The following is a 13,079-nucleotide window of genomic DNA, read 5'->3' as shown; positions in this document are numbered from 1 at the left end:
GGCGTGACGAAGATCGCGATAGTCGGTGGTGGGATCGCGGGTCTGGCGCTCGCGGCGATGCTCGACCCGGACCAGCATGAGGTCACGGTCCACGAGCAGGAACCGGATCGGACGAGCCTGGGCACGGCCCTGGCCATCTGGCCCGGCGCCCGACGTGCTCTGGCAGCAGCCGGAGCCGCGGAGGTCCTCGCCCGGTCCGGGTCCGCCACGGCGGCGAGCCTGCTGACGGTCGAGGGGGAGCCCCTGGTGGGCCGGGGGCTGCCCGAGCCCCTGCCCCTGGTGGGGCGTGACGCGCTGCTGCGCGCCCTGAGCGATGCGGTGCCGCAGACCGTGGTGCGCGAGACCCGGCGGGTGGAGTCCCCCGATGCGTTGGACGCCGATCTGGTGGTGGCCGCCGACGGAGTGCACAGCGCCGTGCGGCGGGCCGTCTGGGGGCCGGGAGCGAGTTCACGGCTCACGGAGTACCTGGCGGTCCGCGGACTCGTCGACGGCCCGATCGAGGGCGTCCGCGAGCACTGGGGCGGCGGCCGTCTCTTCGGTCTCACACCGGTGGGGCACGACCCGTCGCGCGGGGCAGAGGACGCGCAGCCCGGCTCCCTGACCAACTGGTTCTGCGCCTACCGCAGTGAGCTGGGCCCCCGGGCAGTGCCGGTGGACGAGGCCCTGGCCGATGCGGGGCACCGCTTCGCCGGGGCGGCCCCTGCCATCCGCCGGACGTTGTCGGCGGCGGACCCGGAACGGACCCTCGCACAGCGCATCTGGCTGGCTCCTCCGTTGCGCAGCTACGTGCGTGGACGGGTGGTGCTGGTCGGTGACGCGGCCCATGCGATGACCCCGAACCTGGGGCGCGGCGCGTGCGAGGCACTGGTGGACGCGCACGTCCTGGCGCGAGCCCTCAACGATCGCGAGACGGACCTGGGCACGGCTCTGCACCGCTACGACCGCCGACGGGTGCTGCCCACCCAGGTGGCCCGGGCGTCCTCCTCGGCCGTGGCCTCCGTCGCTCTGGCGCAGCGCCTGGCTCCACCCCGTGACGCCGCGCTGCGTGCTGTGGGGAAGGTTGTCGGGACCGGCTCATAGGCTGCCGTGCATGGACCTCGTCGTGGCGCGCAGTGGCGACCGCGCGCAGGTGCAGGCCGTCCACGAGGGCGTGGTGGGGGAGCGGTGGGACCTCCCGTGGACCGACCTGCCCGACTGGGTGGCCGCGCAGCTCGATGGGGGGAGCGTGCGGCTGGTCTGGGCCGATGCGGCCGCCACCTACCTGCCGCTGCTGCGCGCCGGGGTGCGAGTGCCCCGGGCGGTGGACCTCGGGCTCCAGCGCACCATCCTGCGGGCGGCCGCCGCCGTGGCCCACACGGACTACGCCCGCGCCCCGGACTCGGCCTGGGACGAGCTGCGGGCCGCCGCGCAGCTGACCCCCGCCCAGCCGCTGGACGTGGAGGACACCCTGTTCGATGTGGGGGCGCGCGGTCCCGACCTGGCGGCCTGCGTGGCCGAGCACCTCGCCCAGCAGGAGTGCCTCGCGCAGGCCCGGGACCGTGGGGGACTGGCGATGCTGTGCCACGCCGAGTCGACCGGCGGCCTCATCGCCCAGGAGCTCAACCACGCCGGGGTGCCCTTTGACACCGGCGTCCACGACCAGCAGCTCACGGCCCTGCTGGGGGAGCGGGACCGCCACGGTGGCCGCCCGGCGCGCATGGCCGAACTGGTTCTCCGCATCCGCGAGGCACTGGACGCACCGCAGCTCAACCCGGACTCCGCGACCACCCTCGTCACCGCCCTGCGCCGCGCGGGGTTGGAGGTGGAGAGCACCCGCAAGTGGGAGCTCCGCCGCATCGACCACCCCGTCATCGAGCCGCTGCTGGAGTACAAGGCCCTGGCCCGCCTGTACACGGCCAACGGATGGGCGTGGAGCCAGCACTGGGTGCGCGACGGCCGCTTCCGCCCGGACTGGGTAGCCGGCGGCGTGGTGACCGGGCGCTGGGCCAGCCGCGGTGGTGGCGCGCTGCAGCTGCCCCAGCAGATCCGCTCGGCCATCCGGGCCGACCCGGGCTGGCGCCTGGTGGTGGCCGACGCCGCCCAGCTGGAGCCCCGGGTGCTGGCGGCCATGGCCCGCGACGGTGCCATGGCCCGGGCCGCCGCTGCGGGGGACCTCTACCAGGGCCTGGTGGACGACCACGTGGTGGACACCCGCGCGCACGCCAAGGTCGCGATGCTGGGTGCCATGTACGGCCAGACCTCCGGGGATGCTGGGGCACTGATGGCCCGGTTGCGCCGCGCCTATCCCGAGGCGATGGGGTGGGTCGACGCCGCCGCAGCAGCCGGTGAGCGCGGGGAGCGGGTGACCACCTGGCTGGGGCGCACCTCGCCTGCACCCCCGGCGCACTGGCACGACGCGCAGGCCGCCGCCCAGCAGCCGGGGGCCGGTGCAGGCGCCGAGCGGCGGGCCCGGTCGGTGGCCCGCGAGTGGGGACGCTTCACCCGCAACTTCGTGGTGCAGGGCACGGCTGCGGAGTGGGCCCTGTGCTGGATGGGGCACCTCCGGCGGCGGCTGGCCGACGCCCACGGCGGGGGCGCCGCGGGAGGGGAGCACACCGCATCGGCACCGGAGCTGGTCTACTTCCTCCACGATGAGGTGATGGTGCACGCCCCGGCCGCGCTCGCCGATGAGGTGGCGCAGGACGTGCGGCGGGCGGCGCGCAGTGCCGGTGAGCTGCTCTTCGGGGACGGCCCGGTGGACTTCCCGCTGTCGGTGTCGGTGGTGGAGTCCTACGACCTCGCCGACTGAGGGGCGGGAGGGTACGGCGTGTCGCCGCGGCGTGGCGCGGCCGGACTCAGGCCTGGGCCACCAGCGGCAGGGTGCGGTGGGGGATCTGGGTGGCCAGGGCGATCACCGAGGAGCTGCGCAGCACGTCGGTGTGGCCCGTCACCACGTCGAGCACCCGTTGGAGGTGGGCGTTGCTGGCGGCCACCACGCGCACCAGCAGGTCGCTGTCGCCGGTGATGGTGTGCACCTCCAGCACCTCGGGGATGTCGGCCAGGTGCGCCGTCACCGCATCGTGCCCGCTCACCTGACGGATCTGGAGGGTGACGAAGGCCGTCACGGGGTGCCCCATCGCGGCAGGGTCCAGGGTGGGCGACCAGGCGGTGATGACCCCGCGCTCCTCCAGCCGTCGCACCCGGGCGGTCACGGTGCCCCGGGCCACCCCCAGCTCGCGGGCCGCGCCCAGCACGCCCACGTGCGGGTCGGCGGTGAACAGGCCCACGATGCGCCGGTCGAGGGCATCGAGGCCGGAAGGGTGGGCGTCCTGGCCAGGATCGGTGGTCATGCTGTGCAGTCTGGCAGATCATGTGCGCCAATCACTGGTCAGACTGACCACTCGATGGGGTGCTCGTTGCCCTCCGTGGGTGACCTGAGGCACATTGACGGGCATGACTGACACCACCCTGACCGCCCTGACCAACCAGGAGCAGGCCGAGAACCTCTCCGTCGAGCAGCTCAAGCAGCTCGTCGGCCTGGTGGAGTACGACGGCTCGAACGACCCCTTCCCGGTGACCGGCTGGGACTCCATCGTCTTCGTCGTCGGCAACGCCACCCAGGCCTCGCACTTCTACCAGTCGGCCTTCGGCATGGAGCTGGTGGCCTACTCCGGCCCGGAGAACGGCAACCGCGACCACAAGGCCTTCGTGCTGAAGTCGGGCAACATCAAGTTCGTGCTCAAGGGCGCGGTGGACCCCCAGTCCCCGCTGCTCGACCACCACCGTGCGCACGGCGACGGTGTGGTCGACATCTCCCTGGAGGTGCCGGACGTGGACAAGTGCATCGAGCACGCCCGCTCCGTGGGCGCCACCGTGCTGCAGGAGCCCACCAACCTCACCGACGACCACGGCACCGTCCGCATCGGCGCCATCGCCACCTACGGCGAGACCCGTCACACCCTCGTGCAGCGCGAGGTCGACGGCGTCCGCTACTCCGGTCCCTACCTGCCCGGCTACGAGGCGCGCGAGGGCACGTACGTCAAGCGTGAGGGTTCGCCGAAGCGCCTGTTCCAGGCTCTTGACCACATCGTCGGCAACGTCGAGCTGGGCAAGATGGACGAGTGGGTGGAGTTCTACCACCGCGTCATGGGCTTCACCGACATGGCCGAGTTCGTGGGCGACGACATCGCCACCGACTACTCCGCGCTGATGTCCAAGGTGGTGGCCAACGGCAACCACCGCGTGAAGTTCCCGCTGAACGAGCCGGCCATCGCCAAGAAGAAGTCGCAGATCGACGAGTACCTGGAGTTCTACGGCTGCGCCGGCGCCCAGCACCTGGCCCTGGCCACAAACGACATCATCACCACCGTCGACCTCATGCGCACCGAGGGCATCGAGTTCCTCGCCACCCCGGACTCGTACTACGAGGACCCGGAGCTGCGCGAGCGCATCGGCAACGTCCGCGTGCCCATCGAGGAGCTGCAGAAGCGCGGCATCCTGGTGGACCGTGACGAGGACGGCTACCTGCTGCAGATCTTCACCAAGCCGATCGGTGACCGCCCCACGGTCTTCTTCGAGCTGATCGAGCGCCACGGTTCGCTGGGCTTCGGCATCGGCAACTTCAAGGCCCTCTTCGAGGCCATCGAGCGCGAGCAGGAGCTGCGCGGCAACTTCTGATCGGTGAGCCACCACCCCGTGGGGTGGTGACGGCCCACAGCAGCGGGGCCCGGGAGATGATCCCGGGCCCCGCTGGCGTGTCCGGCGCCGTGGCGCGCGGACGGTCAGGCGCGGCGGCGCGCCACAGCGACGGTGCCTGCGCCGGCACCCAGGAGCCCCAGACCGGCCAGGCCGGCCGCCCATGGGGCGCCCTCGGACGATGCGGGGACCGTGCGGCCGGTGTCCACGATGGGGCCCTTGCCCGGCTCGCCACCGGTCACGAACCACCGCTTGTCCGCCGGGACGATGCCCTTCTCCACCAAGCGGTCGGCCCACTCCTCAGGGGTCATGTCCTGGGGCATGTGGGGCTGCTGCCGGTACTCCTCCAGGAACTCCCAGCCCGTGGCGTACGACCAGTCGTACTGGTTGCCGTCGCCGTCGAAGGAGGCGGCGGTGGCCGAGGCGATCCGGGTGTATCCCTCGCCATCGGCGTCCTGGACGTAGTGGTCCTGGGAGATCAGCATCGGGCTGCCCCCCTCGGCATCGGATGCGGGCCGGCAGCTCACCGACTGCACCACCACGGCCCGCGTGTCGTGCCAGATCGCGCCGGGCTCCACCTCATGGCGCTCGCCCGTCTCGGGGACGTACTCCCAGGACGGGTCGTCACTGGTCATGGTCACGGGCGAAGGTGCCAGCTCATCGGTGTCCGGGCAGCCACGGAAGGTCTCGCCCACGTCGTCGTCCCGTTGGGTGGCCACCAGGTAGGGGCGGTTCACCGCGATGTCCGGGGGCTGGTTCATCGACGTCAGGTCCGGGTGGCCCGAGGCCAAGACGTCGAACGAGACCAGGCCGTCCTCGCTGAAGGGCAGGGGGGTGAACTCGCCGTCCACCGAGGCGCGCCACGGACGTGGCGTGCGACCCGGCTCATCCGGCCCCTCATCCACCTCGAAGGTGGTGGTGAGGGGCTCCACGCCCTCACCCTCCGCCCCGTCGGCGTGCGCCACCCCCATCAGGGGTACCGCCATGAGGGCGACGGTGGTGGTTGCGGTGCACAGCATCTTGTGTGTCGTCATGCTTCCTCCTCAGGCGCGACGGCGGGTGACCGCGACGGTGCCTGCGCCTGCACCCAGCAGGCCCAGGCCAGCCAGTCCCGCGGCCCACGGGGCGATGTCGGACGATGCGGGGACGGTGCGGCCGGTGTCCACGATGGGGCCGGCGCCCGGCTCGGTGTTCGCCACGTACCAGCGCTTGTCCGCCGGCACGATGCCCTCGGCCACCATCTGGTCGGCCCACTCCTCATCGGACAGGCCCTCGGGACGCTGCTGCTGGACGTACTCCTCGATGAACTCCCAGCCGTCCGCGGCGAACCAGTGCGACTGGCTGCCCTCCCGGCCGCTGGCCTCCATGGTCTCCGAGGCCACGCGGACGAAGTTGTCCTTGTCGGCGTCGAACACGTAGTGGTCGGTCGAGAAGAGGAACGGTCCGAAGTCGCTCTCGACCGTGTTCGGCTGGCAGACCACGGACTGGATGGTGAGCGAGCGCATGTCCGTGTCGATCTTCTGCGTCGGGTAGGCCACGACGGCGTCGTTCTCCCACAGCCACGACCGGTCGGTGCTGCTGAAGGTGACCGGCGAGGGAGCGAGCTCCGCGGTGTCCGGGCACTGTTGGGTGGAGAAGTCGGTGCTGTCGTCCTGCTGAGCGCCGATGATCTGGCGGTTGGTGTTCTCGTCGGCGTTGATCAGGTCATTCGCCGTCGACCCCTCCACCGTCAGCGACACCAGACCGTCCTGGCTGAACGGCAGGTCGGTGAACTCGCCTCCCACGGTCAGCGTCCAGTGCAGGTCGGGCGTGTCCGCCCCCTCCCCGAGCGAGAAGGTGGTGGGCAGGGGGTCCCGCGCTGGCGGCTCTCCCGGGCCGTCGGCGTGGGCCGCTCCGGCGAGTGGAACGGCCATCAGGGCCACGGTGGCGGCGGCAGTGCGGATGGTGGTGCGAGACATGGTGGAACCTTTCCCCTACGGTTCCGGGCCGGTGCCCGGGTGGACTGTTCGTCCGCTCTCGACGCTAGCCACACCCAGCCGCCCCGGGGAGGGGTTGTGCGGGACCTGTGCGGGAACTGTGGTGGCTCCGTGAGGGTCAGGCGCGGCGGCGTGCCACCGCGACGGTGCCCGCGCCGGCGGCGAGCAGACCACCTCCGGCCAGCACCAGCCACCACGGCTGCACCCCGGTGGAGACACCTGCCTCCACCACCGGGCCCGATGCGGTGTCCTCCGCGGTCTCGTCGGTCACCGTGCCGCCGTCCAGGTGCGCGCTCCACAGCAGCAGCTGCACGGCTGCCAGTCGACTGCTCGCCGGGAGCGTTCCCTCGGCCACCAGACCGTCCACGTGGGCCTCGGCCCGCTGCTGGTCCCACTGGCCGTCCAGCTCCTCCAGCCACGCCCAGGCGGGGGGCAGGTCGTCGGGCCGGAGGATCCAGGCGAGGTCTGCCGGGGCCGTGCCCTGCTCCACCTGCGCGGCGATCCACGCCGCCCAGGCCGGGTCGTCCGCATCGGTCAGCCCGTCCGGGGCAGGCGGCAGGTCCAGCAGCCACTGCCACTGCGACCCCATGTCCGGCGCCATCTCCTGCCAGAAGGCGACGATCTCCGCCGGGAGCATCAGCTCTTCGCTGGTGACCTCCGGGGCGTGGGGGTCCTCCGGCGCCTCGGACTCACCATCGGAGGGGGTGTCGGTCACGGGCACGAAACTGTCCGTGCCATCCGGCCCGGTGACGCGCTCGAAGGACCGGATGTCGTACATCGGCTCCCCGGAGGAGTCGCACCACTGCAGGAAGACGCTGACCTCGTCGGTGGCCGGCGTCAGGGGGTCGAGCACCTCGTGGCCACGTTCGGTGGCGTTCCGGTCGGTGAACGTGGCGTCCACCGGAGTCAGAGGCCCCTCGATGCAGGCGAGCTCGAGGCCCCCGTCGTACGCCAGTGTGGTGATGGCGCCCTCGTCGTGGTCGTAGGCGGTCAGGTCCCACTGCACCTGCGAACCACCGCGGGTCACGTCGCCCGCCTCGCCCGAGAGGTGGAGCGTCCACGGCTGGGACCCGTCGTCACGCACAGGATCCACGGAGAACTCGACCCCCACAGGGCCGGCGTCGGGAGCGTCTCCCTCGGCGTGGGCAGTGGCTCCCAGGGCGGGCAGGAGGCAGAGGGTCAGGGCGGCGGTCGCCGCCCGGGGCAGAACACGGGGCATGGCAGCTCCTCGTGCAGAAGGGCGGACGCGCGGTCCGATCAGCGCGAATCTAGCGGAGCCGGGCCCCGGGCGCTCGCCGGACACGAGGTGGTCCGGACGAGCCCCTGTTCGTCGGCTCAGGAAGCCCTGCGCACCCGACCGCGCGCCACCAGGCCCGCGCCGATCCCGAGCAGACCCAGGCCGGCCAGTCCGGCCGCCAGGGCTCCGGAGGCGGCCCCTGCGCCGGTGGCCTCGCGACCGGTGTCGATGATGGGTCCCGGGTTGTCCGAGCGCGGGTCCTCCTCGTCGACCGGGGTGTCCTCCAGCGGGTAGGACTCCACCACCGGCTGACCGTCCTTTCCGGTCAGCAGGTCGCTCTCCATCTCGAAGCGGTGGACAGTGCCGTCCACGGCGCAGTAGGAGCCGTAGACCATCACGCGGTCGGTACCCACCGGCATCGGACGGATCTCGTGGTCCGTCCGGTTGGCGGAGAGCTGGTCCTGCTCGTGGCGCTCGGTGCCGGCCTCGCAGCGGGGGTCGGCGATGGCTGCACTGCCCACCGTGGTGGGCCAGGGGCCGGAGTCCGGTGCCCAGGTGTCCACGACCCACTCGACATGGGGGTCCCCGTCGGCCGGTTGCAGATGCGGTCCGGTGAACGTGACCGTCCAGTCGTGGCCCTCACCCGTCTCGTCCGGGGACACCTCCAGGGTGACCTCAGGACGCGGGGTCTCCTGGGCGGCGGGCTCGGCCTGGGCGGCAGGACCGGCGGCAAGGACGCCTCCGGCGAGCGCCGTGGCGATCGCGAGTCGGGTGGCCGGTCGGTGGGTGGTGCGCATGCTGCTGCTCCTCACGAGGTCGCTCTCATGGGCCCAGCCTATGCCGGATCGGAGCGTGCCCGGCCACGGTGCCTCAGGAGCGCACCAGTCGCGCGATGGCGTCCGTCGCCTCCTGGACCAGCGCGGCCGCCTCCTCGTCCCCGGCACGGGCGGCGTCCACCACGCAGGAGCCCAGGTGGTCCTGCAGCAGACCCAGGGCCACACCCTCCAGCGCGTTGGTCAGTGCACTCACCTGGGTGAGGATGTCGATGCAGTACTTCTCCTCATCGATCATCCTCGCGATGCCCCGGGCCTGCCCCTCGATGCGGCGCATGCGCCGCAGGTAGGCCTCCTTGTCGCTGATGTAGCCGTGGTGGTGGTCGTGCTCGCCGTGGTCCATGGTTCCTCCGGGTCAGTGGCGCGGGGGGTGGTCCGTCACGCCGAGACCGCGCGGAAGCCGCGCAGCCGCAGGCTGTTGGCCACCACGAAGACGCTGGAGAAGGCCATGGCGAAGCCGGCCAGCATCGGATTGAGCATGCCCAGTGCGGCCACCGGGATGGCGGCCACGTTGTAGGCGAACGCCCAGAACAGGTTGCCCTTGATGGTGGCGAGCGTGCGGCGCGAGAGGCGGATGGCGTCCACCACGCTGCGCAGGTCGCCACGCACCAGCGTGATGTCCGATGCCTCGATGGCGACGTCCGTGCCGGTTCCCATGGCCAGCCCCAGGTCTGCCTGCGCCAGCGCGGGGGCGTCGTTCACCCCATCGCCGACCATGGCCACCACCCGGCCCTGCTCCTGGAGGCGGGTGACGACCCCCACCTTGTCCTGGGGCAGCACCTCGGCGATGACCTCGGAGATGCCCACCTCGGCGGCCACCTGCCGGGCGGCCGACTCGTTGTCACCGGTGAGCAGCACCGGGGTGAGCCCCAGGCCGCGAAGCCGCTCGATGGCCTCGGCGCTGCTGGGCTTGACCGTGTCGGAGACCACCACCACACCGCGGGCGGCGCCCTCCCAGCCCACGGCCACGGCGGTGCGACCCTGCTCCTGGGCGGCCTGCAGCGCCTCCTGCAGATCGGCGCCCAGGGGCATCCCCTCATCGGCCAGCAGGGCGGGACGACCCACGACGACCTCGCGCCCGTCCACGGTGCCGCGCACGCCGCGCCCCTCGAGGGAGGAGAACCCGGTGGGAGCAGGCAGGTCGCCCAGTGCCTCGCGGGCGCCGGTCACCACGGCCCGCGCGATGGGGTGCTCCGAGGAGCTCTCCAGCGCGCCGGCGACGCGCAGCACCTCATCGGAGTCGCCCCCCTCGGCGGCGACCACCTGGACGAGGGTCATCTCCCCGGTGGTGACGGTGCCGGTCTTGTCCAGCACCACGGTGTCCACCGTGCGGGTGGACTCCAGCACCTCCGGGCCCTTGATGAGCACCCCCATCTGGGCACCCCGGCCGGTTCCCACCAGCAGGGCGGTGGGGGTGGCCAGGCCCAGGGCGCAGGGGCAGGCGATCACCAGCACGGCCACAGCGGCGGTGAACGCGGCGGCGGGCGGGAAGCCGGCGCCCAGCCAGACGCCCAGCGTGGCCACGGCGATGCCGATGACAACGGGGACGAACACCCCGGAGACGCGGTCGGCCAGGCGCTGCACCTCGGCCTTGCCGGTCTGGGCGTCCTCCACCAGGCGGGCCATCTGCGCCAGCTGGGTGTCCGAGCCCACGCGCGTGGCGCGGACGACCAGCCGGCCGCCGGCGTTCACGGTGGCGCCGGTGACGGTGTCGCCCGGGCCCACCTCCACCGGCAGGGACTCGCCGGTGAGCATGCTGGCGTCCACGGCGGACGAGCCGGAGACCACCTCACCGTCGGTGGCGATCTTCTCGCCGGGGCGGGTGACGAACTCATCGCCCACCTGCAGCTCCCCGGCGCCGATGGTGACCTCCCGGCCGTCCCGCAGGACGGTCACCTCCTTGGCGCCCAGCTCCAACAGGGCACGTAGGGCGGCGCCGGCCTGGCGCTTGGAGCGCTTTTCGAAGTACCGGCCGAGCAGGATGAACAGGGTCACGCCGGCCGCGGCCTCGAGGTAGATGTGGCCCGCGCCGTCGGACGGGGCGACGGTGAACTCGAAGGGGTGGGTCATGCCGGGGGTGCCGGCCGTGCCCAGGAAGAGCGCGTACAGCGACCAGCCGAAGGCGGCCAGGGTGCCCAGCGAGACGAGCGTGTCCATGGTGGCCGTGCCGTGCCGCAGGTTGGTCCACGCCGCCCTGTGGAAGGGCCAGGCGCCCCACACGATCACCGGCGCCGCCAGGGTGAGGGAGGCCCACTGCCAGAAGGTGAACTGCAGGGCGGGGACCATCGCCATCGCGATGACGGGCACCGTGAGGGCGGCGGAGATCACCACGCGTTGGCGCAGGGAGTCCAGCTCGAGGTCGGCCTCGGTGCCCTCGCCACTGGTGTCGGCGTCGCCCTCGCGGGGCGGCGCCGGGAGGGTGGCGGTGTACCCCGCCTTGGCGACCTCGTCCACGAGCAGCTGGGGGTCGTAGCCCTCAGGAGCCTGGATGCGCGCCTTCTCGGTGGCGTAGTTGACGGTGGCCTGGACCCCATCGAGCTTGTTGAGCTTGCGCTCGATGCGGTGTGCGCACGACGCGCAGGTCATGCCCTGCAGGTCGAGCTCGATGGGGGAGGTGTCCGGGACCGGGGGAGTGCTCATTCGTGTCCGTCGGGGTGGTGGGTGGGTGACTGGTCGTCGGAATGGTCGGGGGCCTCGTGGGAGGACGAACCGCTGCGGGCCATCCAGTCGTCCACGACGCGGTCGGGCACGAGGGTGGCGCCGGCCCCCAGGGCAGCGACGAAGACGATCGCCAGTGACACCAGGTAGGCCGCCACCCGGGCCGCGCCGCCCATCAGGCGCGGGCAGCGGTGTAGCCGGCCTCCTCGACCGCGGCGATCACGGCGTCGGTGCTCACGTCATCGGTGCCGGCGACGGTCAGGCGTCCGGTCTCGTGGCTCACCTGCACGTCCTGCACGCCGGGGACCTCCGAGACCTCCTCGCGCACGGACATCTCGCAGTGGCCACAGGTCATGCCGGTGACGGTGTACTCGGTGGTGCTCATCGCGTGTCCTCTCGGGTCGAGTGGGGCCCTGCCAACGGCTGGGCAGACGCTCCCAGGGGGTACCCGGGTGAACCGGATACCCCCTGAGGGTATTCCTGGTGGTGCGATCTCCGCGTGGCGAAACGGCTGCCGCGGGGCGTTTCCGTGTGGCGGGTCAGGCCACCCGGTGGCGGCGGGCCAGCAGCACGCCCCCCGCAGCCAGCAGCGCTGCCCCGCCCAGCGCTGCGGGAAGGGTGCCCTCGGTGCCGGAGAGACCGGTGTCCACGACCGGGCCCACGCTCTCGGCTCCCTCGTCACGGCCCTCCTCGTCGCCCCCGGCGGGCAACGTCCCGAACACGAACCACGTCAGCAGCTGCTCGGCGGCCAACGCACGCTCGGGCGGCAGCACACCTGCACCCACCAGGTCGCGCACGTGCGCCCGGATGTCCTCCTCGGACCAGGTGGCCGAGTCCTCATCGAGCTCATCCAGCCAGATCCACTCCGGCGGCACCTCGGTTCCGCCCAGGAACCACGCCAGGTCCGCCGGCACGATTCCGGCCTCCACCTGTTCGGCCGTCCACTCCTGCCACTGCTCGGCAGCCCACGCCTCGGCGCCCTCCGGCGGGGCGGGCACGTCGGCGAGCCACGCCCACTCGGAGCCGATGGTCTCGGCGAGGGCGGACCAGAACTCGGTGTAGTCCATCGCCACCGCCTCCCACTCCTCATCCTCCGTCGGCAGGTCGAGGTCCACGTCCTCCCACACCTCGCCCCCGGGGATGTCGTCGCCCCCGGCGTAGTCCACGAACTCCACCGAACCGTCCGGCAGGTCGCGGCGGTCGAAGGACACCCAGCTGAAGTGCTCCACGCCCTCGGCGTCGCACCAGGAGGCCTGGATGGACACCCCCAGGATGTCCTCGGTCACGCCCACCACATCGGCGTCGGGGGTGCTGGCCAGGGCTTGGTGCACCGGTGCGGGCTCGCCGGCGCCGGCGCACTGGCTGCCGGCCTCCCAGTAGCCCAGCACGGGACCGAAGTCGCCCTCCTCCGTCGCGGAGGAGATGCCTGTGACGGCCCAGTGCAGCAGCCGGTCGCCGGACGCGGCAGGGACCGTGGAGCCGGTGATGACGCCCGACCAGGCCAGGGAGCCGTCCTCGAGGCGCTCGCCGGCGGTGAGGTCGAACTCCAGGCCGGGGGACTCCTCATCGGCATGGGCGACGGAGCCCAGCACGGGGAGAGTGGTGAGGGTCAGGGCTGCGGTGAGCGCCCAGGGGGAAACACGGGGCATCGAAGGCTCCTCGTGAGAAGTGCGGACATGAGAGTCCGATCGATCTGAACCT

The 13,079-nt window shown here is 72.4% G+C and carries 13 protein-coding genes; 3 read left to right on the top strand and 10 right to left on the bottom strand.

What is annotated here, in order from left to right; translation table 11 throughout:
- The first annotated feature begins 3 nt into the window (after positions 1 to 3).
- On the top strand, positions 4 to 1,080 hold the full coding sequence (locus ACEY2A_RS05375; protein WP_374929837.1) for an FAD-dependent monooxygenase: 1,077 nt from the start codon (positions 4 to 6) through the stop codon (positions 1,078 to 1,080).
- A gap of 10 nt (positions 1,081 to 1,090) precedes the next feature.
- A complete protein-coding gene (locus ACEY2A_RS05370; protein ID WP_374929836.1) occupies positions 1,091 to 2,788 on the top strand; it encodes a bifunctional 3'-5' exonuclease/DNA polymerase in 1,698 nt (565 codons plus the stop codon).
- A gap of 46 nt (positions 2,789 to 2,834) precedes the next feature.
- On the opposite strand, the gene ACEY2A_RS05365 is transcribed toward ACEY2A_RS05370, so the two are convergent.
- On the bottom strand, positions 2,835 to 3,329 hold the full coding sequence (locus tag ACEY2A_RS05365; RefSeq protein ID WP_374929835.1) for an Lrp/AsnC family transcriptional regulator: 495 nt from the start codon (positions 3,327 to 3,329) through the stop codon (positions 2,835 to 2,837).
- A 103-nt stretch (positions 3,330 to 3,432) separates the two neighbouring features.
- On the opposite strand from ACEY2A_RS05365, the gene hppD reads away from it, so the two are divergent.
- Complete coding sequence (gene hppD / locus ACEY2A_RS05360) at positions 3,433 to 4,656, top strand: 4-hydroxyphenylpyruvate dioxygenase (protein WP_374929834.1); 1,224 nt, start codon at positions 3,433 to 3,435, stop codon at positions 4,654 to 4,656.
- Positions 4,657 to 4,760: 104 nt separating this feature from the next.
- Here hppD and ACEY2A_RS05355 read toward each other — a convergent pair whose 3' ends face one another.
- From ACEY2A_RS05355 to ACEY2A_RS05315, 9 genes are all read right to left on the bottom strand, one after another.
- The gene (locus ACEY2A_RS05355; RefSeq protein ID WP_374929833.1) at positions 4,761 to 5,708 is read right to left on the bottom strand and encodes a hypothetical protein; all 948 of its coding nucleotides are present in this window, start codon (positions 5,706 to 5,708) and stop codon (positions 4,761 to 4,763) included.
- 9 nt (positions 5,709 to 5,717) lie between these two features.
- The gene (locus ACEY2A_RS05350; RefSeq protein ID WP_374929832.1) at positions 5,718 to 6,632 is read right to left on the bottom strand and encodes a hypothetical protein; all 915 of its coding nucleotides are present in this window, start codon (positions 6,630 to 6,632) and stop codon (positions 5,718 to 5,720) included.
- Positions 6,633 to 6,768: 136 nt separating this feature from the next.
- Positions 6,769 to 7,869: a hypothetical protein gene (locus tag ACEY2A_RS05345; RefSeq protein WP_374929831.1), complete on the bottom strand. Its 1,101-nt coding sequence runs from the start codon at positions 7,867 to 7,869 to the stop codon at positions 6,769 to 6,771.
- Between the two features lie 116 nt (positions 7,870 to 7,985).
- The gene (locus tag ACEY2A_RS05340; protein WP_374929830.1) at positions 7,986 to 8,684 is read right to left on the bottom strand and encodes a hypothetical protein; all 699 of its coding nucleotides are present in this window, start codon (positions 8,682 to 8,684) and stop codon (positions 7,986 to 7,988) included.
- A 73-nt stretch (positions 8,685 to 8,757) separates the two neighbouring features.
- A complete protein-coding gene (locus ACEY2A_RS05335; protein WP_374929829.1) occupies positions 8,758 to 9,063 on the bottom strand; it encodes a metal-sensitive transcriptional regulator in 306 nt (101 codons plus the stop codon).
- 35 nt (positions 9,064 to 9,098) lie between these two features.
- Complete coding sequence (locus tag ACEY2A_RS05330) at positions 9,099 to 11,360, bottom strand: heavy metal translocating P-type ATPase (protein ID WP_374929828.1); 2,262 nt, start codon at positions 11,358 to 11,360, stop codon at positions 9,099 to 9,101.
- The gene (locus tag ACEY2A_RS05325) at positions 11,357 to 11,554 is read right to left on the bottom strand and encodes a hypothetical protein (RefSeq protein ID WP_374929827.1); all 198 of its coding nucleotides are present in this window, start codon (positions 11,552 to 11,554) and stop codon (positions 11,357 to 11,359) included. Before ACEY2A_RS05325 ends, ACEY2A_RS05330 begins: the two co-directional genes overlap by 4 nt.
- Positions 11,554 to 11,763, bottom strand: a complete 210-nt coding sequence (locus ACEY2A_RS05320) for a heavy-metal-associated domain-containing protein (RefSeq protein ID WP_374929826.1) — start codon at positions 11,761 to 11,763, stop codon at positions 11,554 to 11,556. The genes ACEY2A_RS05325 and ACEY2A_RS05320 overlap by 1 nt, the downstream gene beginning before the upstream one ends.
- A gap of 154 nt (positions 11,764 to 11,917) precedes the next feature.
- Positions 11,918 to 13,027, bottom strand: a complete 1,110-nt coding sequence (locus ACEY2A_RS05315) for a hypothetical protein (RefSeq protein WP_374929825.1) — start codon at positions 13,025 to 13,027, stop codon at positions 11,918 to 11,920.
- Positions 13,028 to 13,079 lie beyond the last annotated feature (52 nt).

This window comes from Kytococcus sedentarius (assembly GCF_041937525.1).
Classification (GTDB): Bacteria; Actinomycetota; Actinomycetes; order Actinomycetales; family Dermatophilaceae; genus Kytococcus; species Kytococcus sedentarius_A.
Note: the sequence above shows the minus strand (reverse complement) of the source record. Positions and strands in the feature narration are given on the sequence as shown.

Excerpts from the sequence above, each read along its gene's own strand:
- ACEY2A_RS05355 (WP_374929833.1), bottom strand. The coding sequence starts at position 5,708 with ATGACGACACACAAGATGCTGTGCACCGCAACCACCACCGTCGCCCTC.
- ACEY2A_RS05320 (WP_374929826.1), bottom strand. The coding sequence starts at position 11,763 with ATGAGCACCACCGAGTACACCGTCACCGGCATGACCTGTGGCCACTGC.
- ACEY2A_RS05350 (WP_374929832.1), bottom strand. The coding sequence starts at position 6,632 with ATGTCTCGCACCACCATCCGCACTGCCGCCGCCACCGTGGCCCTGATG.
- ACEY2A_RS05335 (WP_374929829.1), bottom strand. The coding sequence starts at position 9,063 with ATGGACCACGGCGAGCACGACCACCACCACGGCTACATCAGCGACAAG.
- ACEY2A_RS05370 (WP_374929836.1), top strand. The coding sequence starts at position 1,091 with ATGGACCTCGTCGTGGCGCGCAGTGGCGACCGCGCGCAGGTGCAGGCC.
- ACEY2A_RS05340 (WP_374929830.1), bottom strand. The coding sequence starts at position 8,684 with ATGCGCACCACCCACCGACCGGCCACCCGACTCGCGATCGCCACGGCG.
- ACEY2A_RS05365 (WP_374929835.1), bottom strand. The coding sequence starts at position 3,329 with ATGACCACCGATCCTGGCCAGGACGCCCACCCTTCCGGCCTCGATGCC.
- ACEY2A_RS05315 (WP_374929825.1), bottom strand. The coding sequence starts at position 13,027 with ATGCCCCGTGTTTCCCCCTGGGCGCTCACCGCAGCCCTGACCCTCACC.
- ACEY2A_RS05325 (WP_374929827.1), bottom strand. The coding sequence starts at position 11,554 with ATGGGCGGCGCGGCCCGGGTGGCGGCCTACCTGGTGTCACTGGCGATC.
- hppD (WP_374929834.1), top strand. The coding sequence starts at position 3,433 with ATGACTGACACCACCCTGACCGCCCTGACCAACCAGGAGCAGGCCGAG.
- ACEY2A_RS05345 (WP_374929831.1), bottom strand. The coding sequence starts at position 7,869 with ATGCCCCGTGTTCTGCCCCGGGCGGCGACCGCCGCCCTGACCCTCTGC.
- ACEY2A_RS05330 (WP_374929828.1), bottom strand. The coding sequence starts at position 11,360 with ATGAGCACTCCCCCGGTCCCGGACACCTCCCCCATCGAGCTCGACCTG.